This window comes from Kitasatospora sp. NPDC023385, from assembly GCF_055664045.1.
Genome location: NZ_JBVOOL010000042.1, coordinates 1 through 22,673 on the forward strand (window position 1 = coordinate 1; position 22,673 = coordinate 22,673).

Annotated in this window: 26 protein-coding genes; all 26 read right to left on the bottom strand. The window is 72.0% G+C overall.

Going from position 1 to position 22,673, the window contains the following annotated elements:
• Positions 1-41: 41 nt before the first annotated feature.
• The 26 genes from AC0B61_RS34560 to AC0B61_RS34685 all read right to left on the bottom strand — a co-directional run bounded on the left by AC0B61_RS34560 (position 42) and on the right by AC0B61_RS34685 (position 22,607).
• Positions 42-263: a hypothetical protein gene (locus AC0B61_RS34560; protein ID WP_471746090.1), complete on the bottom strand. Its 222-nt coding sequence runs from the start codon at positions 261-263 to the stop codon at positions 42-44.
• A gap of 222 nt (positions 264-485) precedes the next feature.
• Positions 486-1,160, bottom strand: a complete 675-nt coding sequence (locus AC0B61_RS34565) for a hypothetical protein (RefSeq protein ID WP_471746092.1) — start codon at positions 1,158-1,160, stop codon at positions 486-488.
• A 163-nt stretch (positions 1,161-1,323) separates the two neighbouring features.
• Entirely contained in the window at positions 1,324-2,034 is a 711-nt protein-coding gene (locus AC0B61_RS34570; protein ID WP_471746094.1) for a hypothetical protein, read from the bottom strand.
• Between the two features lie 112 nt (positions 2,035-2,146).
• Positions 2,147-3,055, bottom strand: a complete 909-nt coding sequence (locus AC0B61_RS34575) for a hypothetical protein (protein ID WP_471746096.1) — start codon at positions 3,053-3,055, stop codon at positions 2,147-2,149.
• 264 nt (positions 3,056-3,319) lie between these two features.
• On the bottom strand, positions 3,320-3,616 hold the full coding sequence (locus AC0B61_RS34580; RefSeq protein WP_471746098.1) for a hypothetical protein: 297 nt from the start codon (positions 3,614-3,616) through the stop codon (positions 3,320-3,322).
• A 565-nt stretch (positions 3,617-4,181) separates the two neighbouring features.
• Positions 4,182-4,859, bottom strand: a complete 678-nt coding sequence (locus tag AC0B61_RS34585) for a hypothetical protein (protein WP_471746100.1) — start codon at positions 4,857-4,859, stop codon at positions 4,182-4,184.
• Between the two features lie 82 nt (positions 4,860-4,941).
• A complete protein-coding gene (locus AC0B61_RS34590) occupies positions 4,942-5,124 on the bottom strand; it encodes a hypothetical protein (RefSeq protein ID WP_471746101.1) in 183 nt (60 codons plus the stop codon).
• Positions 5,125-5,195: 71 nt separating this feature from the next.
• Entirely contained in the window at positions 5,196-5,612 is a 417-nt protein-coding gene (locus tag AC0B61_RS34595; protein WP_471746103.1) for a hypothetical protein, read from the bottom strand.
• 315 nt (positions 5,613-5,927) lie between these two features.
• Positions 5,928-6,539 (bottom strand): hypothetical protein, encoded by a 612-nt coding sequence (locus tag AC0B61_RS34600; protein WP_471746104.1) that lies wholly within the window; start codon positions 6,537-6,539, stop codon positions 5,928-5,930.
• Positions 6,540-6,602: 63 nt separating this feature from the next.
• Positions 6,603-6,950 carry a hypothetical protein gene (locus AC0B61_RS34605; RefSeq protein ID WP_471746106.1) on the bottom strand — a complete coding sequence of 116 codons (348 nt, stop codon included), beginning with the start codon at positions 6,948-6,950 and terminating at the stop codon, positions 6,603-6,605.
• A gap of 90 nt (positions 6,951-7,040) precedes the next feature.
• On the bottom strand, positions 7,041-7,322 hold the full coding sequence (locus AC0B61_RS34610; protein ID WP_471746108.1) for a hypothetical protein: 282 nt from the start codon (positions 7,320-7,322) through the stop codon (positions 7,041-7,043).
• A gap of 74 nt (positions 7,323-7,396) precedes the next feature.
• On the bottom strand, positions 7,397-7,855 hold the full coding sequence (locus AC0B61_RS34615; protein ID WP_471746109.1) for a hypothetical protein: 459 nt from the start codon (positions 7,853-7,855) through the stop codon (positions 7,397-7,399).
• A gap of 115 nt (positions 7,856-7,970) precedes the next feature.
• Complete coding sequence (locus AC0B61_RS34620; RefSeq protein WP_471746111.1) at positions 7,971-8,489, bottom strand: hypothetical protein; 519 nt, start codon at positions 8,487-8,489, stop codon at positions 7,971-7,973.
• A 170-nt stretch (positions 8,490-8,659) separates the two neighbouring features.
• Complete coding sequence (locus tag AC0B61_RS34625) at positions 8,660-8,839, bottom strand: hypothetical protein (protein ID WP_471746113.1); 180 nt, start codon at positions 8,837-8,839, stop codon at positions 8,660-8,662.
• Between the two features lie 107 nt (positions 8,840-8,946).
• Positions 8,947-10,536 carry a hypothetical protein gene (locus tag AC0B61_RS34630; protein WP_471746114.1) on the bottom strand — a complete coding sequence of 530 codons (1,590 nt, stop codon included), beginning with the start codon at positions 10,534-10,536 and terminating at the stop codon, positions 8,947-8,949.
• A 187-nt stretch (positions 10,537-10,723) separates the two neighbouring features.
• Positions 10,724-11,524 carry a hypothetical protein gene (locus AC0B61_RS34635; protein ID WP_471746115.1) on the bottom strand — a complete coding sequence of 267 codons (801 nt, stop codon included), beginning with the start codon at positions 11,522-11,524 and terminating at the stop codon, positions 10,724-10,726.
• Between the two features lie 114 nt (positions 11,525-11,638).
• On the bottom strand, positions 11,639-11,818 hold the full coding sequence (locus AC0B61_RS34640; protein ID WP_363577518.1) for a hypothetical protein: 180 nt from the start codon (positions 11,816-11,818) through the stop codon (positions 11,639-11,641).
• Positions 11,815-12,354 carry a hypothetical protein gene (locus tag AC0B61_RS34645; protein WP_471746117.1) on the bottom strand — a complete coding sequence of 180 codons (540 nt, stop codon included), beginning with the start codon at positions 12,352-12,354 and terminating at the stop codon, positions 11,815-11,817. Before AC0B61_RS34645 ends, AC0B61_RS34640 begins: the two co-directional genes overlap by 4 nt.
• A 582-nt stretch (positions 12,355-12,936) precedes the next feature.
• Entirely contained in the window at positions 12,937-14,754 is a 1,818-nt protein-coding gene (locus AC0B61_RS34650; RefSeq protein WP_471746119.1) for a ParB/RepB/Spo0J family partition protein, read from the bottom strand.
• Positions 14,755-15,607: 853 nt separating this feature from the next.
• Positions 15,608-17,053, bottom strand: coding sequence for a DUF3560 domain-containing protein (locus tag AC0B61_RS34655; RefSeq protein WP_471746120.1), 1,446 nt, complete (start codon positions 17,051-17,053; stop codon positions 15,608-15,610).
• Positions 17,054-17,192: 139 nt separating this feature from the next.
• Positions 17,193-17,615, bottom strand: coding sequence for a hypothetical protein (locus AC0B61_RS34660; RefSeq protein WP_471746122.1), 423 nt, complete (start codon positions 17,613-17,615; stop codon positions 17,193-17,195).
• Between the two features lie 112 nt (positions 17,616-17,727).
• On the bottom strand, positions 17,728-18,243 hold the full coding sequence (locus AC0B61_RS34665) for a hypothetical protein (RefSeq protein WP_471746124.1): 516 nt from the start codon (positions 18,241-18,243) through the stop codon (positions 17,728-17,730).
• 252 nt (positions 18,244-18,495) lie between these two features.
• Positions 18,496-20,685, bottom strand: a complete 2,190-nt coding sequence (locus AC0B61_RS34670) for a hypothetical protein (protein ID WP_471746125.1) — start codon at positions 20,683-20,685, stop codon at positions 18,496-18,498.
• A gap of 187 nt (positions 20,686-20,872) precedes the next feature.
• Positions 20,873-21,430, bottom strand: a complete 558-nt coding sequence (locus AC0B61_RS34675; RefSeq protein WP_363577506.1) for a hypothetical protein — start codon at positions 21,428-21,430, stop codon at positions 20,873-20,875.
• Positions 21,431-21,558: 128 nt separating this feature from the next.
• The gene (locus tag AC0B61_RS34680) at positions 21,559-21,840 is read right to left on the bottom strand and encodes an RNA 2'-phosphotransferase (protein ID WP_471746183.1); all 282 of its coding nucleotides are present in this window, start codon (positions 21,838-21,840) and stop codon (positions 21,559-21,561) included.
• Between the two features lie 134 nt (positions 21,841-21,974).
• Complete coding sequence (locus AC0B61_RS34685; protein WP_471746127.1) at positions 21,975-22,607, bottom strand: hypothetical protein; 633 nt, start codon at positions 22,605-22,607, stop codon at positions 21,975-21,977.
• Positions 22,608-22,673 lie beyond the last annotated feature (66 nt).

The window sequence follows — 22,673 nt, forward strand, 5'->3', positions numbered from 1 at the left end:
TACGAGAACCCGCTGGAGATCACGGAAAGTCACTGCCGCGCTCAGCAGCACCGACAACTCGCGACAGTTGAATACGCGAGCCCACCAGTATCAAGCCCCACATCCACGCTGACGCGCAGCGTGTTCCCGTCGACGTAGACGAAGACGAGGGCGCCGGCCACCTCCAGGGCGGGCCAGGAGAGCTTCCCCTCCTCCTCGCGGTAGGCGGGCCAGAAGCGGGCGGTGCGGTGGTACTTCTCGCGAAGGGCGTTCGAAACGGGCATGGCGAACTCCAGGCTGGATGGGGCGCCGACGGTCGATCGGCGGCGGAAAGGGCCGTCGGGCCCGCTGGCCCGACGGCGGGGCAGAGAGGATCGGGCGGCCGGTGGGCTCGCGTAGAAGGAGCGGTCCACCAGCCCCGCTCCCCCGCTGGCCGCCAGGTGTCCCGGGGGTGTCGTGACGGTGGTGCCCGCCGGTCCCGGGCGCGGGACCGGCGGGCACCTGGGCTACCGCGTGTAGCCCGGAATCAGTTCGCGGATCTTGTCCGCGCCGACGCAGCCGCCGGGGTGGCGGGTGATGCTCGGCGGGTTGCCGTTGCGCCCGCGCAGGTGGCTGTAGTAGCGGGAGCCGACCCAGCCGCACAGCTCGCACTCGGCGTCCATCGGGTTGTCCGAGCCGGGAAAGCCGGAGAGCCGCCGCCAGAAGTACTTGGCCATCGTGGCGTCGGCCGCCTCGGCGGCCTTGAAGTTGCGGGGAGTCTGGGGGACCCGCGGGTGCAGGAGCGGCACATCGCCCACCGGCAGGACCGCCTTCGGCTCGGCGGCGGATGGCGGCAGCGCGGTGATGTTCCCCTCGGCGAACTCGTTCGCAACGCGGGTGGCCGCCTTCTGGACGCCGGGGACGCCCTTCTCCGGACGGCCCACATTCAGCTCCTCCCGGCTGGTGATGATGATCCAGTCGCGGCCCCAACGGAGGGCGAGGGCAGCGAGGATGGCGAGCTCGGGGCCGACATAGATGGGGTAGCAGTGCTCGCCGATCAGCTCCCCGATCCGGTACGCCGGGGTGGACGTGCTGGTTCCGGCGGTTCCCTGTCGGCTGCGCTCAGGGGTGTCGCCAGGGAGGGTCGGTTCGCATGCCGGGTCGTCGCCGGTCGGGACCCGCGGCGGTTGGGTCGAGGACATGGAGTCTCCGTAGGTGGTGTGAGATCGAGTGGTCAGGAGGGCGCCAACCCGTCCCGACAAAAAGAAGCATACCACAACGCAATGCCGTGCGCAGTGTGGGCCTTTGCGGGCCCGCCTGCTCGGAGGCGGGCCCGCGAAACCGGCCTGAGGGGCCGGCGGCAGCTCAGGCGCCCGGCGCGGTGGCGTAAAACGAGTGGCCCAGGCCGGCCCATCCGGCCGCCCGCAGCGCGGCCTTGGCCGCTTCGACCTGCCGGGCGGACTCCTCCCTGCCGTCCCGCAGGTCAAGGCCGACGGGGCCATGCATGCTGACGTGAGGAGACCCTTTCGGTTCCCCGGCGGGCAGAGCCGCCCGGTAGCCCCAGAACCCCTCGTCCAGGCGGAAGTCGTACGGCGTGAACCCGGCGAGCCACAGATCCCGGTCCAGGCGGCCGAGTACGCCCTCACACCCCTTGCTCCGTGACGCTGAGAGGTCGATCCGCACGGCAGTGAGGCCGGGCTCGCTCCACTCCGGCTGGCACCACCAGCCGGCGCCGCGCAGCCCGGACAGCGCCCGGCGTACAACCGCACCGCCGGCCTGGGCGGGGAGGAAGAAGCGGAAGCCGGAACGGTCCCTGCTCGCCCGCAGACCGTGGTGCACAACCCCTGCGGCGTCAAGGGCCTGGGTGATCCGGGGTGCGTACCTGGGGTCCGCGTCGCAGCAGGGCTCGGCGGGATAGCGCAGTGGGCTGCGGAAGTCGACCGGCAGCGGCGCGCAGACGGGCTCGTTGCAGCAGGCCGAGTATCCGTCGAACCCGGTGTCGAACTCGCAGTCGTCAGGCGCGGTCGAGCCGCAAGCGGTGCAGTGCTCAGGGATCGTGGGCTCGTCGTCGGTCATCGCTGGTCCTCCTGGAGGGTCGAGTGGTCGGGGCGGGCGCCAACCCGCCCCGACAGAAATAGATGACCACATTTCCATCCTGTCGCGGGGTGTGGTCGTCCCCACGCTGCGCTCAGCACCCCGCCGGGCGCCGGAAGCCTTCCGGGAGGTATTCGGACCGGTACTCGACCACCGCCGGGCCGCCGGGGCGCGGCGGCACGTACCGGCTGGACTTCACCAAACGCGGCACGGACCGCTCGCGGCGGGTGACCCGAAGCGCGACTGCGGCTCCCTCCGTCGAGAAGAACGGCTGCATGTCGAGGTCCGGGCGCTGCTCAAGCAGCTGCCCGCCGACCGCGCGCAGCTCCCGCGAGAAGCGCCGGCCAAGCGGATCGTCCGCCGCCGGGCCGTGCCGGGGGAGGATGACCGCCGCGTCGGGGTGCCACTGGTCGGTCAGCACCCGGTTCCACGGCGGCGGCAGGAGGGCCGAAACCTCCGCGGCGAGCCCGCCGGCGTCGGTGAACTCCCGCAGGGCCTGATCGGTCACTGCCGCGATCGCCACGGCATCCCACGGGCCGGTGAAGGTGATGCTCCCGCCGCTGCCGGCACCGCCCAAGTTGATGCCGAGACGGTTGTCGTGAAGCCACGCGTGTGCGTGACCGAAGGCGACGAACACCCCAGGGTCGTCGGTCCGCTGTTCCTGGAGCCCCACCTCGAGGTGCCGCGCGACGTCGGCCGGGTCCACCCGGGTGCCGCGGGCATCGGGGAGCGCTGGCCCGTTGCGGACCACGCAGGCCAGCACACGCGTCGCGACCGGCAGGGCGGTGCCGGGGGAGAACCGCGCGGTGCCGATCCGGGCCGCACCCGTGGGGGACGGGGCGAACAGGGCGGCCTGGAGTGCGCCCACGGTGCTGTCCCGCGTGAGCAGTGCCAGCTCATACCCGCCGGGGAGGGCGATTCTGGAGCGGTGCTGCGCCGTGGTGACGTGCCGGGCCAGGCAATCGGACAAGGCGGAGAGGAAGGCGCTGGGTGCGGCGGGCATGGAAGCCTCCGAAGGTGGTGGTGTGGTCGGGGGACGGTGCTGCGGGGATGAGCAGGCTGCTCGGGGCGCCACCTCCGGCGGCCTGGGGCCGGCGGGCCGTGCGGGGTGAGTTGGCACGGGCGGTGGGCGCGGCCCGGCACGGGCGCGGGGGTGAGGCGAAGGCCGGGAGGGTGTGTCGGTCTCGGCCGAGGTTGGCATCCGGCTACGTCGGCAGGGTGCCGCCCGGACGGCTTGTTGGCTGTCCGGGCGGCACCCTGCACCCGGTCAGAACACCGGCATGGGCCACAGGCACAGGGCGAACTTGGCGCCGGGCGGCGTTGCCGGGATTGCGTCCGGCGCCTCCCCGTCCTTGATCGGCCGTGCCCGTTGCTCCTGCGTCGGGTACAGATCGTCGTCGGCGAACATACCGGTGTCGTACTCGAGGACCGGGTTGAAGTGGTTGCCCTCGGGGTCCGTGGACATCACGATCAGGGTGTCAGCGGGCAGGTGCCGGGTCTGGCGGGCGAGGTCCCGGAGGGTTTTGAGGGTCCAGGGCGTCAGCTCGTCGGTCTGGTCGCTCATGGTTCGTCCTGCTTCCTGGAGTGTTGGGGCTCAGCTGTCGCGGGTGGGCTGTTGCGGAAGCCGGGGGGTGGCCTCCGGGCTCACGCGGGGCCGGGGGATCGGGGCCCTGGGGGCGTTGGTCGCGGTGGCGGGAACGGCGTGTATGGGGCCTCCTGGGGTCGGGATCGAGTGGCCGGGAGGGGCGCCAACCCATCCAGACAAAAAGAAGCATACCACAATTGATTCCCGATGGGTGGCGCCGTGCCACGTCCGAGATCCTGTGACTGGACATCACGCCATGCGAACGGGCACCGGATCCTGCGAGCCGAGGCGTACTGGGAGGTTGGGGCCGTGGGACCTGGAGCTCTACGTCCCGGCGGGGGGTCCGCCTCGCAGGATTCAGTGCCCCGGGGCGCGCAGGAAGCTGTGTCCAGAAGCGTCGTGCCTGCGGGCCCTGGGTGCCCGGCTCACAGGCTGTCCGGTCACAGATCCCCCGCTCGGCTCATCGTCCGAACCGAGGCCTCTCCGGGCTTCTGGGGCACGGCTTCTGGGGCTCCGTCGGCGACATGGGCCGGCGGGCTGTGGGTCAGGCGAGCCAGCGGTGCCGCGCCTCGGCCAGGCGGCGGCAGGCGGCGACTGCGGTGACGAGCTCGGCGAGCTCGGCGGCGAACCGCGTTGTGCCGCCTCCGCGCCGGCCGAACTGTGGGGATCGGTAGACCAGGGCCTCGAACTCGCCGCCGTCCTGGCCGGCGACGGGGGAGTAGTCGGCGCGCAGTCCGATGGATTCGGCGATCGTGCCGGCCAGGTAGGTGCCGCTGGAGATGTCGATCTCCCCGCCGTCGGCGGTGGGGATGCTCAGCCACCGGATTGGCGACGACGGGTTGGTCCAGAGCTCGAAGGGGATGTCCGCGCTGGTCAGGGCCGCCTGTACCGCCACGTCCACCCTGTCCTCGGGGCCGAAGTGCGACCCTTGGCCGGCCATGGCGAGAGCGCGGTGAATGTGCTCGCAGGCCTCGGCGGCCGTGGCGACGCCGAACAGGCTGACGCTGGCGACGGTCGAGTGGTCGTAGGGGTCGGTGACGGTCCAGGACAGTTCCTCGCCGTCGTGGATGGCGTCCAGGATGCACGGTCGGCCTGCGGTGTCGACGGCGATGCGGGCGCACCCGTAGGTGAGGGCGTCGGTACCGATGGAGACGGCCACGCCGTCGGCGGTCAGCTGCTCGGCCAGGAGGCGGGTGGCGGTCAGGCTGGGGGAGGTGTTCACGGTGTCGTCCTTGGTGGTGATCGGCTCGATTGGCCCCGGCGGTCGTGAGAGGGGCCTCCGGGCCGGGTCGGCGGGGGAGGGTCTAGGAGGCGAGCTTGGGCTGCCTGACGGACACCTCGACGGGGAAGTCGGCTTCGGTCACGCCCTGCTGCGCCATGAGGCTTGCCATGGTGTGTGCCAGGCGTTCGGCCTGCTTCGGGGTGTCGGCGACAACGGTCACCTCGTGACGGCGAGTCACTTCGGCGATGACCTTGTAGAGCGCCATGTGAAATCCCTTCGGGTGGTGCCCGCTCCCGCTGCGGGCGGGAGCGGGCGGCTTCTTGCGGGCGTCGGAAGTCAGGCCTGCGGCGGCAGGGTCAGCGCGATGTCGGCGCTGATGCCCGTCACGACCCCGCGCTCGACGGCGGCGCTGTCGACCAGCGCGGCGACCTCGGGCCGCAGGGTGCGGTACCGGAGGTAGCGCGCGCCGAAGCCGTTGCTGTGCTGGGGGAACCCGTTGGCGGAGAACGCGGCGTCCACGGCCCAGTCGGTCTCGCCGACGAGCCGGGAGAGGAACTTGGTGGAGCGCTCGTTGGGGCCGGCGTCGGGGTGGGTGGCGACCTCGACGTGGGCGTACAGGCCGTGGCGCTCGGCGCCGAAGAACCCGGGCTCGCGACGGATCTCCACGGACACGATCCCGACGTGCAGGGTCGTGACGGTCTCGTCGTCGCCAGTGATCGCGACGGGGTGAAGGACGGTGGCGGAACTGGACAAGGTGCTCTCCCTCTCGGAGGCGGATCGAGTGGAGGGGAGGGGCGCCAACCCCTTCCGACAAAAAGAATTATACCACATCTACATGCCGACTTGGAGTGTGGTTGCACCCCTCCCGTGTGACTGGACATCGCACCTTGCGAATGGACGCCGAATCCTGCGCGCCAGGGCGTGCGACCTGGGGCCTTGCGTCCCGGCCGGGTTCGTCAGAAGCTCCGCCTCGCAGGATTCGGTGTCCGGCGGCTCGCAAACAGCTGTGTCCGGAAGCGCCGTGACGTGCAGGTTTCGGGTGCCGGGCTCGCAAACTGTGCTGTCCGGTCACATCCCGTCGTCGGCGGACAGAGCGTCGAGCACCCGGTGGAGCTGTTGCAGCGTCAGGTGGTCGAGGGTGAGGCTGACCCGCTCCATCGTCCCCCGCGTCTCGGCCCTCGCGCTGACTGCGCCGCCAGGGCCCAGATGGAAGTGGACGGCCAGCCCTTCGCGTGGGTCGTCATGGAAGTGGCCGTCGGGGTGCGGGAACCGGGCCAGCAGCTCCCGGGCCAGGTCCTCGCGCCCGCCGCCGGCGACCGCCCGTGCGTGGATCGCTTCCACCGCCCGGCCGAATGCCGCGTCGTAGGCCGGCAGGAAGCGGCGGCGCATGTCCCTGGCCAGATCCTCCAGGGGCCGGCCGAGACTGAACCCGATCGCCGGCCGGGCGTCGTCCTCGAAGTAGCCGGGAACCTCGGGGTAACGGCCGCGCGCTACGATCCGCAGCGCCGGGCCGCCGCCCGGGTTCCGGCTGCTGGAGCTCAGGAAGAACCCCCGGCCCCGGCCGTCCGCCACGAAGCGGCGGTAGTCCTGGTGCCCCTCGTAGGGGTCGGTAGCGATGCGCCACGGCGGACCGAGCAAGGAGACCAGGTCCTCCACCCGGTTGGCGGGAAATGCGGGCACGGTAGTTCCTCCTCATCGGGGGCGCAGGCGTCTGGCCTCACGCGTCCTGGGTGATCTGCCGGGTCAGAGTGCGGCGGCGTGGACGTGGGCCGTAGCGGCGTGCTTCTCGGCCTGGACGGCCCAGTGCGCGGCGTCGGTGGCATGGCCGATCACCTGCACGGTCCGGACGGCAGGGGAGGCGTGTCCGTGGCCGGCCGCGGCCTCGGCCCGATCGGCTGCGCCGGTGGCCCGGTCGGCGGCGTCTTCGGAACGCGCGGCGGCGGCTGCGGACATCTCGGCATGGATGCTGCCCGCGTCGTTCGCCTTGGCGGCGTCGGCCGCGATGCGGGCAGCGTGGGCGGCCTTGTGGGCGGCGTTGGCGTAGGAGCGGGCGCGGGCTGCGGTCTGGTGGGGTGTGTCTTCGCTGATCACGGGTGTTCCTCCTCGGTGGCCCCGGGCCGCCGCACTGCGGCGGCCCGGGGCGCAACTGGTCAGCCGTCGGCTGAGGGCTGACCGGGTATGTCAGGGCGCCGGTTCTGCCAAACCGAGCGCCCGACGTGCGGACTCGTACCGGGCGATGGCCAGACGGCGGACGTTCGCCATCCCCGGGTGGTCGGAGGTGTACTGGGTCGAGGTGTGCGGGTCGTGTTCGGCGACGGCGCGCAGGGTGCGGGCCAGCAGTTCGGCGAGTGGCACCCGATCCATGGCGTAGTCCATGATCACCGCGCCGGTCGGCACGTGGACGATCCGGTAACGGCGCCACGTGGGCCGCTCCGGGAGCGTGCTGTCGTGTTCGCTTGCCACGAAGTCGCCGAGCTCGGCGGTCGCGAATGGTGCCGACGGGGCCGGGGTCCTGTCGCGAGGGTCGATGTGGAAGCTCACCGGTCGGCGCTTCGCAGGTACATGGGGACGCCGGTGCCGGTCTGCTCCACCAGCCCCTCGGCCATCGCAGCACGGTCCAGGAGCTCGGCCAGCTGCGGGAGGACGGCGACGAACGGGAGGGCGGGCGGGGTCAGGACCGGGCCGCCCAGGGGGCCCACCAGGCCGCGCCCGGAACCGAAGGGGCGCCGCAGGTGCGGGAAGCCGTTCGCGCCGAGCACGGTGTCCGCGTGCCACTGGATCTCGCCGACCAAGCGGGAGACCTCGAAGCGCATGGGAGGAGACGTCGGCGATTCGGCGAACAGCAGTACGGCGCTCAGCCCCTCCGTGGGGCCGAAGAAGTCCCTCACCTTCCTGTGGGACATGGACTCCACGAGGGCGAAGGCGGTGAACTCGCACTCCTCGGCGGTCAGGGTGACGGGGTGCAGCCCATGAGGGGGCGCGGGGGTGCTGGCCACGGGGGCCTCCTTGCGGATCAGGATCGAGTGATGTCGGAGGCGCCAACCTTCGACAGAAAGAAGCATACCACAATGCAATGCCATTCCGGGGTGTGGTGGCGCACCTGACGCGAACTCAGGCCACCCGCTCGGCATCCAGCAGGCCGATACCGTCGCGCTCGCCCCACACCCTCCACCCGGCCGCCGCCAAGGCCTTGACACACGCCCGCTCACCCTCCGCGCCCGCCCACGCCTCCGGCGCCACGGTCACCCGGCCGACGGCGTCCCCCGGCACTACGCGAAAGCCCGCCGCCAGCACCACATCCCCAAACAGCAGCGCAGGCGACCGGCCGGCGTCCGTGAGCACCGCAGCCGCCTCCAGTGCGGCAGCATCTTCGCCGTGCCTGCCGTCATGGCCCACGGTCACCACGCGCTGCGCCCGAGGGCGGGTGTGCGGGTCCAGGAGGACCAGCCCCAGTCCGATCCAGCGGCCCGCGTACCCGTGGCGCAGGAGCGTTGCCTGGAGTTCGTGTTGCTCGGTGCGGCCGGGGAGCTGGCCGCCGGGAAAGTTCACCGCGACCGGGCCGACCCGGCGCCGCGTCAGCGGGCGCGCGGCCAGGTGGCCGTAGCCGCTGTAGTTCAGGACCTGGGTCACCGTACGGAGGCCCGGGGTGCGGACGGGGAGGTGGAGGGGGGTGTGAAGGCCTCGGACCGGGCGCCGGGTGGGGCCCGAAGGGGTGGTGGTCACGGGGATGGCTCCTGGTTTCGGGGGAGTGGTGGTCGGGCCGGGGTCGGGGGCGCCGCGAGTCGCCGGCGTCCCCGGGGTCAGAACGGCGGGTCGAAGGAGAGGGCGGCGCCCAGGTGATCGGTGACGTCCCATGTCCGGGCGCCGTCGCTCACCTCGACGCGATCGGTGGTCGCATCGCTGCTGTCTCGACCGAGCTTCGCCGTGACGACGACCCGCAGGTCGCGCCCGGTCAGATTCCGGATGGCGCCGCTCATCATCCGTGCGACGGTCGGGGCGTCGGCCTGGTCCAGTGGGACTGACCCGTCATCGCGATGACAGTTGTTGCAGCCGCAGCCCGGCGGGTGGACAGCCGTCTTGTGAATCCTCATGGGGCGCTCCCGGTGGGAAGGCCAGCCGAATGCTGGCGACAGAAAGAAGCATACCACAATTCAACCCTGTGTGTCGGCGTGGGAATCCGCCCGCCGGGTCGGACGGCGCCGGTGTCGCAGCCGCAGGCGACACCGCCCGGCCCGCGTCGAACCCTCGGCCATCCCAGGCCGGTGCGCAAAGGCGCCGGCGCGATGGTGGCCAGTCGGCGCTGACGCGCCATATGCGCCTCCCATAGCGCCGCGAAACCCGGCATGGCCTTCTCCTCGACGACGTCCGGCACGGCCACGAAGAACATCTCCGCCGCCGGGTAACCGCTCCCCCGCCGCAGCAGCCACACCCGCTCAACCCCGGCCGACTCCTCCACCTCCACCGCCAGCCCCTGCCGGCCGGCGGCCCGGTGCAGTATCCCCGACGCCGCCGCCCGCGATCGCGGCAGGCCTACGCGCTCCAGTGACCGCCACACCGTGCCCTTGCGCGTGGCGTCAGCGCACCGGGGCGTCCGCTCGGCCGGGGAGCAGCGCTGGTTCGCCAGCGCCCGGCAGTCCGCACACCGCACCTCACGCCCCTCGCTGGCGCACGCCTCGCACCGCGGCCCATGGCGGTCCACGCACCATGCGGAACGACGGGCCGTCAGCAGCCGCCGAACCTTGAACACCGACCACTTCACCGCCTCCAGCTGCTCCTCGGCGGCCGCCAGCGCGGCCGCGTTGCCGTCCTCGGCGAGCAGATGCGCCAGCGACGTGCCGGAGTAAAGCGTCGTCAGCGGGTTGAGCGCGTGCGCGGTCCACTCCAGGCAGGCCGCCATGGCCGCTTCCTGCGGCAGGCGGCGAGCGCGCTCCAGGTGGGCGTCACGAGAGGCAGCGACTGACGGAAAGGGACATTCCACGCAATACGACTTTGGCCAGTCGACGCCGAAGATCCGCAGCAGCTCGGCCAGGAGGTCGGGGCGCGTCATCTGCCAGGAGATCAGCGGGTACCACGGGCGGCGACCGTTCGTGGTGAAGCGGCGGTCCTTCTCCGCGCGCTTCACCTCGCGCTCCCCGGCGTCGTAGCCGAGGATGTGACGGTAGCCCGGCGCCATGTTCTCCGCGGCCCACCGGTCGATCACCCAGCCCTTGTACTTGATCGAGCAGAGGTGCTTGCCGGCGCTGAACAGGGGCAGGGTGCCGGAGCTCCGCAACTCGTCGGAGAGCTTCCATGGGCCCGCCGGCTCGACGCGCTGCGGGTTCCGACTGTCGGAGAGCACCAGGTACCCGTCCGAGTCCCGGCGTCCGCCGCGTGCCAGCTGGACGTAGCGCACTCCGTTCTCGGCCATCAGCGGCAGCAGGAAGCGGTTCGCCAGCTCGATCGTGTCCGACCATTCGTCGCCCGTCATCGCCGTCACGACGGTCAGGTTGGACAGGTCCGGACGCAGACCGTGGCGGACGGGGTCGGCGATCAGGCGCCACAGAACGTAGGCGGAGTCCGCCCCAAGGCCAAGGCTGAGCAGCACCTGGTCCTGCGGCGTGGGCGGCGCCGGCCAGTCGGGCGCCACCGGGCGCAGGCGGGTCGTAGGCAGAACCAGGACACTGAGAGCGCTGGACATCGTGGGACTCCGGGGTTGGCTGGACCGAGTGAGCCGACTGGGCGCCAACCCGGCCGACTAAAAGAAGTATACCACATTTCAATGTTGAGTACGGCTTGATGCTCACCCGTCTTCCTTCCGCACGGGACGCGCCCTCCCGGGGGGCGGCCGCCAGCCGACAACCCCCGGGGAGCGCGGACCACAATGGCTACGTCAGGACCTCGAGGATCATCAGAGCAAGATCGACGGGGCACTCCACCGTCAGCATGCCCCTGGTCGCTCGCGTGGGCCGGGCCCTGTCGGGGACCTGGACCGAGCACGTTACGGGCCCGGTTCTGGGGCCGAGAAACAGGAGGTCGCCGTCCGGGCGGGGATCGTAGCGCAGCTCCGGGAAGCGCCTCAGCAGGGTGCTGGCGGCATCCGGCCGCGCGAGCACGGACGGCTCGCCGTCGGCCGGGGGGAGGGCGACTTCGAACGCCCGGACCAGCTTCGGGAAGCGCACTCCATCGGCCGCGACCTGGACTCGGCCGGGGCCGTCGATCCGCACCTCTCCCCGCACGGGGCCTCGCTCCCAGGACGCCACGTGCCAGCGGTCCCGCACGAATGCCGCCACCTGGCCGCGTTGGCCCACGCGCTTGGCGAGGGCCTCGGCGACAGCGGCCGCCGTCGCCAGTTCGGCGACGGTCCTCCCGCCCGGATCGCCCGGCTCGCACGACTGGTGCAGGTGGCTGCGCGCGATGGCGGCTGCGACTGCGCGGGCGCCGGCATGCCGGTGGGGCACCACGGTCTCCAGGGGCTCGCCTGCGCCCGCGAGCCGCTGGAGCGCGACCCCGTCCGCGGTTGCGGTTAGCCGAAGGCTCCGGCGACGGTCCTGCAGGACGATCGAGGTGCTCTCGTCGCGCGGGCCGCCGCGCACGCGCCACCGGCCGTGTCGTTCGGCCAGAAGGGTGGCGACCCTGCGGGCCAGGCAATGCAGTACTGCCGGGTCGGCAGGGTGATTCGTGTTCACAGCGGTTGTCTCTCTCGGGAGATTGGAGAAGGGGTCGGCGCCGTATGCACGCGCGGGCGGGTGGCGGCCCGGCTTTGGTGCCGGGCCGCCGGAGTCCGCCGGGTGCGGTGGCGACTAGATCTCGGTGAAGGTCAGGCGGAAGTCCCGGCCGTCGTCCGTGCGGACAACCAGCGCCCACGGGCCGTGGGAACCCAGCGGGTTGGACATCTCCACGCCGGTGACCTCGCCGCCGGGACGGGCCGCATGCTTCTCCAGGCTCTGGACGACGAGACTGCGCAGCGCGAGGAGGTTCACCGCACGCTCCCGGCGAACTGCGCGGCCGCGACGCGGCGGGCCCGGCACGCCTTGGTGTGCTCGCCCTCGGTACTCTCGTGCGCCTCCTGCCAGTTGGCCGCCGAACCACTGAGACCCAGGGCGCCCAGCACATCGGCCACGGCGGCAAGCTCGCTGCACTGCATGGACCCGGCGACCTCGTAGGCGAGATCGAGGCTGCTGAACTGCTCCGCGAAGTCGAGCAGGGCCAGCCCCAGCCCCAGCGGCGCCCGCCACCTGGTGCCGTCCATGGTCAGGTGCGACGGGTGGGTCAGCCGCGTAGCCACGACGGTCCTGTTGTCGCGTGCGAGCCGCTGACCGTAGCCCCACCCGGCCGCCTTGAACGCCTCGGTCAGGGCGCTGCTGGCGGTGGCGCGCTGCTCCGGGGTCAGGCTGTCGCGGTAGCGCACGACGACCCCGTCGGCGCGCGGTGTGAGGGCGAACGGCTCGTGGACCGGCAGGTCGATCTTGTCGACGAGGGCGGCCGCCTCGATGAGGATGGCGGTACGGAACTCCATGGGTGTTTCTCCTGGGCCTGGTCGTGAATCGAGTGGCCGGGAGGGGCGCCAACCCATCCCGACAAGAAGAAGCATACCACATTTCCAACTCGCGTGGTGTTGTGTTCCGCCCTTCGTGTGGCAGTCAGCCGCTGGCTGTGAAGCGGGCTGTCACCCCGTGTAACAGGCCCGCCTATCCCCGCAGCCGGCCTGAGTCGGCGTCCCCGATGGCGTGCCCGCACGCGGCGCGGCGGAGAGCGAGGACTGGTCGTGCCTTGCTGGTGCCGGCCTTGGCCGCGTGAGGTGTGCGGCGGCCCGTCGTGGCGCACGTCGCTCCGGAGTGCGGCCGGCCGCCGGGGCTGTGTTTTGGCCGCGGCCGTGGGCCCGCTAGAATCCGGGGTGCATCCTGGAGCTCGAAGGTGGACCGCTGTTGCGGACTCTCCCGGTAGGTCTTGGATCGAGTGCGAGCGGTGGGCCGTGCACCTAGTCCAGACTCCCCTCGGGGACCGTCCCTCTTTCGGGAGGGCGGGCGGCCCTCCGCTCGTTGAATCTCCGCTGAACGCGCAGGCGCGGCCCGCGTGAGCGGACCGCGCCCGACTACGGTCAGGCCGCGAGCGCGACCTTCTCTCCCTCCTTCCCGGCCTCCGCCGTCACTTCGCTGGCGTCCGTGGCCTCGCCGTCGCTCTGGTCGTCGGGCGCCTCGGTAGCAGCCCCGGCCTCGGTCTGCTCGTCCTGCTGCTCGCTGGCCTCTCCCCCGGTGTTCGCCGGGGCGTGCCCGGCCTCCACCTCGGCCTCGGCCAGCGCCAGCGCCAGCTCCTCCTCGGCCTCCGCGTCGCTCTTGCGGGCCGCCTCCTGCCGGGCCTCGTCGGCGGCCTTGATCGTGTCGATCAGCTGCCGCTCGCAGTCGGCCAGGGTGTAGCCCTCACCGGCCAGGAACTCCAGCCAAGCGGCTACCTCCCGGTTCGGGTTGCGCCACGCGCCGTCGTGCATGTTCTCGCGCTCGAACGCGGCGGCGACCTTGGCCAGGAGAATGAACGCCCGGCCGGGCCGCCCACGTCGGGCGATCACCTTCGCGAACGGCTCCTCGTCCCGATGGCTCCAACCCCCCTTGGGCACCTCGACCTTGAGCAGCTTGGCGACCAACTCCAGATGACCCGTGCTGTGGAAGAAGCGCGGGAACCAGTAGGTCTCCCCCATGGTCGCCTTCATGATCCACTGCCACGCGGCGTCGGAGACCTCCTTGGAGTCGTCCTTGCCGGGGTTGATCAGGCGGACCAGGAAGGCGTTTCGCACCTCGCGGGCGGCCCGCCAGTCCTTGTTGCCCTGGATAACCCGCTTGCGCTCGGCCTTGGCGGCCTCCTTGTCCTCGGCCGTCTCGGTCGTGGCCTGGGCGGACTCTTCCGGGGTGAGGCTGTGGCCGTTGCCGGACCAGTTCCGGCACACGTAGACCGCCCGGGGCTTGTCGCGGTCGATGTAGGCGGCGTGGTCGGGGCAGATCTCGGCATGCGCCTTCGGGGTCATCTTCTTGCCGACCGCGTTGAGCAGGTGGGACAGCGGACGGGTAGGCCCGTCCCAGCGCCACTGGGGAGTGATCAGGGGGACGCCCGCCGCCTCCAGTTCGGCCTTGACCTGCTCCCGCTTCGCAGCCTCGGCCACCTGGGCGCGCAGCCTGGCCATCGCCTGCTCCCAATGGCCGCGCTTCTTGTTGCCCTCGCGCAGGTCGTTCTTTCGCGCCCGGTTGAGTTCCCACATCGCGTCGTTGGCGCTCTCGACCTCGGCGTAGTCGGCCTGCTCCAGGATGTCCCACCCGTCGGTCCCCAGCTTCTCCAGAACCTCGTCGGAGAGCTGGGCGGCACGGTTGGCGGCGGCCACCTCGGCGGGCTTGTAGCCGAGCCGGCGAGCCTGCTTGGCGCGCTTGGCGTCCGGCATGTCCATCAGCGCGAGCTGGGTGAGGGCGTCGGTCACGTCGCGCTTGGACGACTGCTCGCGGTGGGTGTTCTCGATCAGGCTGAGGACCAGCGTGTCGTCGTCCACCCGGGTCAGGTCGCGTCGCACCAGGACCGGGATCCTGCGGCGCGGCTGGCCCCGCTTGACGGCCTCGCGGTTCGCGATCAGCTGCGCCTTCCAGCGGCGCTGGCCCTTGTAGATGCCGAGCTTTCCGTCCTCCTGCGGCCGGGCGCCGACCGGCTCCTGGACGCCATCGGCCCGCACGGACGCCTTGAGCTTCGCGTCCGGCTCGGTGTGGTGCTTCTTACGGTGGTTGTACTCGTCCAGGACCAGGTCCTCGGGGAAGTGGTACTCCAGCGCGCCGACGTCGTGGACCAGACCCTCCTCCTGCTCGGCGAAGGCCGGGTGGGCGGCCTCCTGCGGGGTGGTGGTCTCCTGGGCCTCGGGAGTGGCCTCGATCATGGTCGCGGTCATGGTGGTGCTGTCCTTCCGGAAGATGGGATCGAGTGGCCGGGAGGGGCGCCAACCCCTTCCGACAGAAAAAACTATACCACACTTCGGCGCCGCATGGGCGTGTTGTGCATCCGGGACCGTGTGGAACTGGGATCTCCGTGGAGCGGTGGCGCGTGAGCAGGCGGCGGGTAAGCGGCGAGGGCAAGGAGCCCGTCGGCGGCCGGCCGACATTCTGAGCATTGGCCAGCCGGGCCATCCGGCGGGCCGATGCCGCTGCCGAGCCGGGGCACCATCCGTGGAGCCTTGGCAGGGGGCTCCTCGCAGCCGGCCAGCGCCCGGAACCGCTGGCGTCGACCTGGAGCGGGCGGCTTGCCCACCCCGGGCCGGACAGTACGTCAGCGGAACGGGTCGGCGAGCGCTCCCGCAAGCCACCCGGCCCCGTCCTCCGTGGTGGCCCGGCCTCGGCTCGGCGAAGTCGACTCGCGCACTGTCACCGTGGTTGACGGTGATCGTCTGGGCTGACAGCACATAGCGCGGCACGCTGGCCGGCCCGTGCGGGACGATCTCCACGCCGCGCGCCTCCAGCGTATGGCGGAGGGTCGTGGCGGCCGCCGCTGTCCGCGGTTGCGCTGGGGCGAATCCCGCCGCGATCGTGTTCCCTGCGGATTCCCGGGACGGCTCGTCGGGCCGGCGGTCCGGGTCCGGCCAGGCGGCCCTCGGCGCTTCGTCCTCGTCCGGGTCGGTGACCCGCCGCGTTTTCGCCTCCCGGCCCGAACCCGTACATCAGCAGGACGCCCGTGGACGGGCCGATGGTCCGGCCTCCGCTCGCCGGTGCCGGGGCCCGGCGGTGGCCGGGCCCCGGGGTGGTGGATGGTTACGCCGCGCTGGCGTCGGCCGCCATCTCCTCGGCGGAGGCGGGCGCCGTGTGCTGGGCCAGGTGGGCGGCCATCTCCTCGGCGCTCATGCGCCCGGAGATCTCGCCGTACGGGTAGGCGCGCGTCTTGTCCGCCGTGGCGCCGTCCTTGGTGACCACCGGTCCTTCGTTGTCGTCGTGCGGGCCGGTGAGGGACTTCGCGTTCACTCGCAGCACCTCGAACCAGCGGCCCCGCCGCCGCAGGAAGTCGCCCTTGGTGAAGTCGTCCTTGCTCCAGTTCCGGCGCAGGCCTTCGGCCTCGTCCAGGGCGCCGCGCCAGTAGGCCAGCCGCTCGGCGGCCGACTCCTTGCGCGCCGTCAGCTTCGCGTGCTCCTGCGGCCGCCGCTGCGGATCGACGGCGGCCAGCTCCTCCTCCGTCTTGGCCAGGTGCTTGCTCAGCTCCTTCACCAGGCGGGCGGCCATCTCCTCGGCGCTCATGCGCCCGGAGATCTCGTTGTAGGGGAACGTCCACGTCCAGTCGAGGCGGGCGCCGTCCTTGGTGACGACCGGGCCGTCATTGTGGATGTGCGGGCCGGTGAGGGACTTCGGGTTCACCTGCAGCACCTCGAACCACTCGCCCCGGTACTTCAGGAAGTCGCCCTTGACGAAGTCCTGCGGCCCCCAGACTTTGAACCCGGCCGCCTCCGCGTCCCTGACCACGCCGCGCCAGTGCTCCAGCTGCTCGGTGATCTCGGCCCGGCGGGCCTCCAGCTCCTCGCTGTGGTGCGGGTACTTCTCCGGCTCCCAGCCGGAGCTGCCCTTGCCCTGCAGGTCGCGCTCGTTGGCCCGCAGGTCCGCCTCCAGGCGCTCGATCCGGCGCAGGGTGCGGGCGGGGTTCTTGCGGTGCTCCTCGAAGGCGGCGGCGGCCCGGGCCTGGTCGGCGTGGTGTTCGGCCTTGCCCCGCTCGTCGATGCTGCGCCGCATACCGGCGTCCATGCGCGCGATGTCGCGGCGGTGGCGCTTCTCGCTGTGGTGGCCGCGAAGGACCGGCTGCCCGGCGGGGATGCCGTCGGCGATCGCGTGGGAGGCGCGCCAGGCGGCATCCGAGCGGGACGCGGCGTTGTCGGCGAGCTCCTCGTGCCGGTCGGCACGTTCCTGGGCGCGGTCGTAGCGCTCCTGCTCGGCCGCGGCGAAGCTGCGCGTCTGGGCGTTGTCGATCTCTACGGTGACCGTGAACCGGCCGGTGGCCTCCAGGGCTCGCTTGGCGTTGTTGATGGCCCAGGTGTTCGCCCGGGAGTCGCGCGAGCGCTGGATGGCGATGATGCCGACCGAGCGCATCCACCGGAAGTTCGCCGCCCTGCGGGCGATCTCGTACGCGCCGTCTCCCTTGCTGGAGCCCTCCAGGACGGTTCCCTGGTCCCAGGTGTGGCGGATGGTCAGCTCGGTCTTGGCGGTCTCGGCGTTCATGGGTGTGCCCTCCAAGGGGGTTGGGATCGAGTGGCCGGGAGGGGCGCCAACCCCTTCCGACAGAAAGAACTATACCACATCTGAATGCCTAGTTGGGGCGGGCTGGCCTCCGCGGCGGGCCCGCCCCGCCCCACCTGGCCTACGGCGTGAGGGTGCGGCTGTCCATGGCGATGCTGAACCCGCCGCCGTCGACGGTCAGCACGAACCAGTTCACGCCGTCCTTGTCGCTGCGGCGGATCCACTCCAGGAGGGTCGGCGCACTGCCGTCCGACAACGGGTAGGTGTCGTGCAGAGGGATCATGTGGACGAAGTCGTCGCCGCCGACGGGGGTCTTCGACAGCAGGCGGTCACGCTCGGGGCCCCAGCCGTAGGCGAAGACGTCCGGCAGGTCGGGGAACGGGCGCCCGTTGGACTTGATGAACGTTCCCTCGCTCTTGCCCCACGCCAGCGCGGGGACGGGAGGCGTGCCGTCGTAGACCGCGTGGCGGTCGGCGGCGGCGGCGTGCTCGGCGTGGATCCGCACCGAACTGAGGTCGAAATACAGGTCGATGGTCTTGGGCATGGCTGTCTCCTCAAGGGGGTGGTGGGTGCTTGGTGCGTCGGGGGCGCGCCCCCGGGCGGTGCTCACCGCTGCGCGCTTCCGGGGCGTCGCCGTGTGCGCGGTCGGGCGGTGTTCAGAGAATGCGAGCGGGCGTGATCGACTCGCGGCCGACGTGGTCGAGGACCGGAATGCCGTCCTGGCTGCGCAGCGTGTACGCCTGCCGGTTCTCGCTGGCGCACGACGGGCACACGCAAACGTCGGCGAAGTAGAGGGCGCGGTAGTCGGGCAGGTTGCCGTGGTACATCACCAACGTCTGGGGCCAGATGAGTTCGGCCGCGTCGAGCATGTCGGCGCACAGCATGGCGACGTCCTCCTCGTCCCCAAGGGGGCGGCGGTGAGGCCGCTCCGGCGTCGTGGGGGAGTCGGGGGTCACGTCCTCCCAGCCGCGCGCCCAGTCGCTCGCGGTCAGAATCGTCTCGCGCCAGTCGTCGGACCCCGGCTCGCAGACGAACCCGAAGGCGACCGGTGCCACGCCCTTGGGGGGTGCGGCGACGTGCTCGCACTGGAATACGGTCACGTCCTCCGGGCTCCGGGTCGGGCCGCTGAGCGCGAAGGAGCGGGCGGCGGCGAAAAAGTCGTTCGTGGGCACGGGTGTACTCCTGGATGGGTGAGGGGATCGAGTGGCCGGGAGGGGCGCCAACCCCTTCCGACAGAAAGAACGATACCACATTTCAAGGCCGAATGGCGTGCGGGCTGTGCTCCGCCCGCACGCTGCACCGGGCCTTGCGCCGACCATGACCGGGTGTGCCGCCTGGTCCGCGCGGACGTGATCCAGACCGAGCGTGACCGGCCCCGGGAGGCCCCCGGGGCCGGTCACGGCCTACGGCCGCGGCAGGGCAGCCTACGGCGCCGACTGCCCGGCTCGGTCGCCCGCCGTGACCCCGGCCAGGAAGCCGAGCGGCGCGGCGGCGCCCTCGGCCGTCTCGACGGCCATGACGGCCAGAACAGCCGTCACCCCCGGGCGCACCTGCCCGCCGCGTGGTCCCGTTCGGCGGTCTGCCCACTCGGCTGCGGATGCCTGCCGGTCGAACCGGTATCGGCCGTAGGCCACCGTCCACACCAGGTCGAACACCCACGTGCCCTGATCCGTCGTCCCGGAGATGTTCACCGCGATCGACGAACCGAATCCGCTGCCGCGCGTCCGGCGGGTCATCAGCCACCCGTTGCGCGCTGCGCACCGCCACAGCGTGTCCAGCGTCTCGGGGACGGGGAAAGCCGGCTCCCACACCGCTGACTCAGCGACGGGCGCCGGCCAGTGGCGTACCGCCTCCTCCCGGGCGCTGCGGCGCTGTTCCTGGGCGCGCTGCGCGGCCGCCTGCTGCGCGGCACGTGCCTGCGCGGCCGCCTTCTCGCGGTCCGCCTCGGCCTGTTGCGCCCGGTGCTCGGCGAGCTGCCGTTCCCGGTCGGCCTGTGTCTCCGCGTCGGTGGCGGGGGCGAGCCGGTCCCCGGGGGCTTCGGTCCACCCCTCACCGGCCAGGGGGCGGACGCGGAACGTGCCGTGCCCGCGGTAGCAGGCGATGCGGGCGACGCTGCGCGGCCCGTGGTCGGCGTCGCCGGGCTCGACCCACACCGGCATGCCACGCAGCAGCCGACCGCGTCCGTCGTCGGGCCTTCCCTCGGCGTCCGCACCGAGGCGGGCGCGCGCGTCGGCGCCGGCCTCCCGAGCACACTCGAATGACTCCCCGGCGTCCAGGGCGGCCTCGAACACCGCGCGGGCGGCCTGGTCGTGCTGCCGCTCGGCCGCCTGGGTGGCCACGCGCACCGCGTCGTGGGCGCGGTTTCGCAGGTCGAGCCCGTGGCGCACCAGCATCAGGTGCCGCAGAGCGGCAGCCTCCTGGCCTGCGGCCGTGTTCAGCCACGCCTCCACCGCCAGCACGTTCTTGGACATGTCCAGCGACAGCCCCCACGCGCTTCCGCCGAGCAGCGCCCACACCTCGGCCGTCAGTCGCTGCACCCGGGTGTGGGTTCGTGCTGCGCCGGGCGCGAACAGTGCTGCACCCTGGGCAGCGGCCTCGGCCAGCCGGACGGACTCCCGCACCTGGTCCTGGTCACCCTGCTGGGCGAGGACGGCGGCGGCCGCGATTCCGAGCGTGAACAGTGCCTGATCCTGTTCGGGGTCGTGCCGCAGGGAGGCGTTGACCTCGGCCGCCGTCGCGTGCCCGTCGCGGCCGTGCCAGAGGTCCCAACCCTGGAGGAACGTCACGTCTTCCCGGCCGTGGTCCGCCCACCAGGCGGCGAACTCCCGTTCGGCGCCGCCGACGGTGTGAAGCACCGCCTTGGCATAGTCGGCCGGCGTGCCGTCGGGGTTTGCCCGGCGCCACTGCGCCTCTTCGGCCGCCAGCGCGGCCTCGTCCCGGGCGACGTAGCGCGTGCATACCTCCTCGGCCTCGAGGTCGAGCGCCCCCAGGTCGAGGGCCTGGGCATCGTCCACACAGGAGGCGGCGAGCAGCCGGGCCCGCCCTGACAGTTCGAACACCCGCCGGGCGTCTCCCACCCGGTAGGCCTCGCGCTCGGCCCTCGCGGCGAGCACACCGACCACGGCGGCACGCCGCTCCAACCGGCGAACCGTCCGCTCCGCAGCCGCGCGCAGCGGTCCCGCCAGCACGCTCGCTGGTGCGGTCTGCGCCACCGACTGCCGGCCGGACGCCGCGGCGACGCGCGCCTGGTGCGCCTGACCCCGGGCCAGAAACGCCCAGTGCTGCGCATCGCTGCCGTGGCAGGTGCGCCCCGCCGCCTCCGAGGCCCGGTCGACCAGGGACGCAGTCAGGCCGTGCAGGTGAGACGAGAGTAGACGCCACCCGATGCGGTGTGTCTCCTCGGTTCCGGAGCGGTGAATGCACGCGCCGCGCCAGCGGATCCGGCCCTTGTTGTCGGTCTCCCAGACGCACCGGACCTCGGCGGGCTCCGAGCCGGTGATGGTCGCGACACGGCCGGTCAGGACCACGGCCGCGACCGGGCCGTGCTTTCCGAGGCCGGACCAGGTGCTGACCAGCCAGCCGGAGCGTCGGGCCTGGTCGGCGAACCGGGACATGGCGGGTGTCATGGCGTCGGGGCCGGCCCCGCTCAACGCGTGGCCGAAGAGGACGGAAGGGCGGTGCAGGTGTCCGCGCTGGGAGTGTTCATGGTTCTGTCCTTGGCGTCCCGGGCCGGTGCCGACCGGCCCGGACGGTGAAGCGGCGCCCACCCCGGGGGGCGGGCGGAGGGTGCCGGACGGGCGGTCAGCTGACGCTGTTCTCGGCGAGCTGCGCGGCCGTGACCGACGCGTCGTCGATGACGACGAACACGTCGATGACGCCGGACAGGTGGGTCGCCTCGACCCGAAGCCCTTCCTCGTCCAGGCGGCGGAAGGCGGTACCGGCCAGGATCGCCTCTGCGGCGCGCCGCAGGCTCCGGCTGATCCCGAAGGGGCCGTACACGGCGGGCTCCTGGCTGTCCCCGCGGACGGTGATCACCCAGCGGGCGGACTGCACCCGCTCGTCGTCGCCGAGCCGCAGCAGTCGGCGAGCCTCGCCCAGCGCCGCCTGCCATAGCGGTTCGCGCTGTTCGGCGGGAAGGTCGCGGGCCATCTCGGCAGCCGCGCGCCGACCAGCGGGGTTCAGATGCACGGTGGTCACCGGTCCGGCGGCCATCTGCTTGGTGACTGGCTCGGCGAGCTTGCGGGAGACGATCCCGTTCACAGTCGCGGCGTGGCCGTCGACCCGGTGGTTCTGGGCGGTGAGAGCGGCGAGCAAGTGCTCGCCCATCTCGGAGGTGAGGGCGCGCGTGGTCGTGGTCACGAAGGGTCCCCTTGGTGGGTGCGGAAGCTGGATCGAGCGGTCGGGAGAGGCGCCAACCCCTCCCGACAAGAACAAGTATACCACATATAGATGCTGCAGGCGGGCGGGCCCGTGAGTCCGCCGGATCGTCAGCGGATGCGGTGCAGGTGTTGGGGTGGGATCGGGCCGCTGAGCCAGGTGCCGTTGGCGGACACCCGGAACTCGTGCCCAGCGGTGGAGGGGGCGGCCGCGTCCACCTGCAGAACCACGGGCCGGCCGTGCCGCGAGCCGACTCGGGCCGCCGTGCCGATGTCGGTGGAATGGTGCACGTCCTGGCGTGCCATCGGGCGTAGCCCCTCGGCCAGGATTGGCTGCAGGGTGTGTTTGGCGGTGCCGTGGAACAGTACGCCCGGTGGAACGGCGGCGGCCAGGCCGTGATGTCGGCGGGTGGGTCAGGTCCTTCGGGGCCGGCCGGGCTGCGCCGAGGGGCGCAGCCCGGCCGCGCGGGTCGGGCGTGGTCGTGGTGGGTGCGGCGGGTTTCCTTTGCTGCCGCCCGACGTGGGGGCTAGAGCGAACGGCACCGCCCGTCCGTCGTCTCGATGTCGAGCGTGAGGTAGTAGTTCACGTGGAAGTAGTCTGTCGTGATGTCGCTGCCGTCGAAGTTGTAGGCGTTGCCGAGCGCCTTGAGCTCGTCGGCCAAGGCCTTGAGCTGCTCCGTCGGCACCTGCCGCTCGAAGCCGTGCGCAATCCCGGTCGTCCAAGCCCACTCGGGGGAGGCGTTCTTGATGGTCATCCGGATCGCGCTTCCGCCGGAGAAGTACTCGCGGCGGATCGAGAACTTCACCCCCGCCGGTGCGTCGCCGATCGCGTTGGGCACCTTGACGGTGCCTGGTGCGTCCTCAGCGCTGCGCTCGGCCAGCTTCTGCTGCATCTTCACGTCTTTGCGGATCAGCGCCGCGATCTCGGTCGTGCTCAGTCGGCTGTTGTACTTCTCCCCGTAGTGGATCGGGATCCCGATCCACCCGGACCGCTCGCCGCCCTGCCTCTCGTCGGTCCCGCCGCCCTTCGCCTCCTGCGCTGCCCGGACGCGGGCCAGCGCCCGCTCGGCCGCGTCGCGTTCCTCGGCGGAGGTGCGGGGGTGGTCGATCAGGGCCTGGAGGTAGTCGGCCTTGGACGGGCGGGTCTTCGTGGCGGGCATGGGAGTCCCCTCTTGCGGATGGTCGGATCGAGTGGCCGGGAGGGGCGCCAACCCCTTCCGACATAA

What these genes read in the sequence shown, in the direction of transcription:
- AC0B61_RS34650 (WP_471746119.1), bottom strand. Translation starts at nt 14,754, where the DNA reads ATGACCGCGACCATGATCGAGGCCACTCCCGAGGCCCAGGAGACCACC.
- AC0B61_RS34575 (WP_471746096.1), bottom strand. Translation starts at nt 3,055, where the DNA reads ATGCCCGCCGCACCCAGCGCCTTCCTCTCCGCCTTGTCCGATTGCCTG.
- AC0B61_RS34660 (WP_471746122.1), bottom strand. Translation starts at nt 17,615, where the DNA reads ATGCCCAAGACCATCGACCTGTATTTCGACCTCAGTTCGGTGCGGATC.
- AC0B61_RS34580 (WP_471746098.1), bottom strand. Translation starts at nt 3,616, where the DNA reads ATGAGCGACCAGACCGACGAGCTGACGCCCTGGACCCTCAAAACCCTC.
- AC0B61_RS34625 (WP_471746113.1), bottom strand. Translation starts at nt 8,839, where the DNA reads ATGATGAGCGGCGCCATCCGGAATCTGACCGGGCGCGACCTGCGGGTC.
- AC0B61_RS34685 (WP_471746127.1), bottom strand. Translation starts at nt 22,607, where the DNA reads ATGCCCGCCACGAAGACCCGCCCGTCCAAGGCCGACTACCTCCAGGCC.
- AC0B61_RS34645 (WP_471746117.1), bottom strand. Translation starts at nt 12,354, where the DNA reads ATGGAGTTCCGTACCGCCATCCTCATCGAGGCGGCCGCCCTCGTCGAC.
- AC0B61_RS34565 (WP_471746092.1), bottom strand. Translation starts at nt 1,160, where the DNA reads ATGTCCTCGACCCAACCGCCGCGGGTCCCGACCGGCGACGACCCGGCA.
- AC0B61_RS34630 (WP_471746114.1), bottom strand. Translation starts at nt 10,536, where the DNA reads ATGTCCAGCGCTCTCAGTGTCCTGGTTCTGCCTACGACCCGCCTGCGC.
- AC0B61_RS34590 (WP_471746101.1), bottom strand. Translation starts at nt 5,124, where the DNA reads ATGGCGCTCTACAAGGTCATCGCCGAAGTGACTCGCCGTCACGAGGTG.
- AC0B61_RS34560 (WP_471746090.1), bottom strand. Translation starts at nt 263, where the DNA reads ATGCCCGTTTCGAACGCCCTTCGCGAGAAGTACCACCGCACCGCCCGC.
- AC0B61_RS34570 (WP_471746094.1), bottom strand. Translation starts at nt 2,034, where the DNA reads ATGACCGACGACGAGCCCACGATCCCTGAGCACTGCACCGCTTGCGGC.
- AC0B61_RS34670 (WP_471746125.1), bottom strand. Translation starts at nt 20,685, where the DNA reads ATGTCCCGGTTCGCCGACCAGGCCCGACGCTCCGGCTGGCTGGTCAGC.
- AC0B61_RS34655 (WP_471746120.1), bottom strand. Translation starts at nt 17,053, where the DNA reads ATGAACGCCGAGACCGCCAAGACCGAGCTGACCATCCGCCACACCTGG.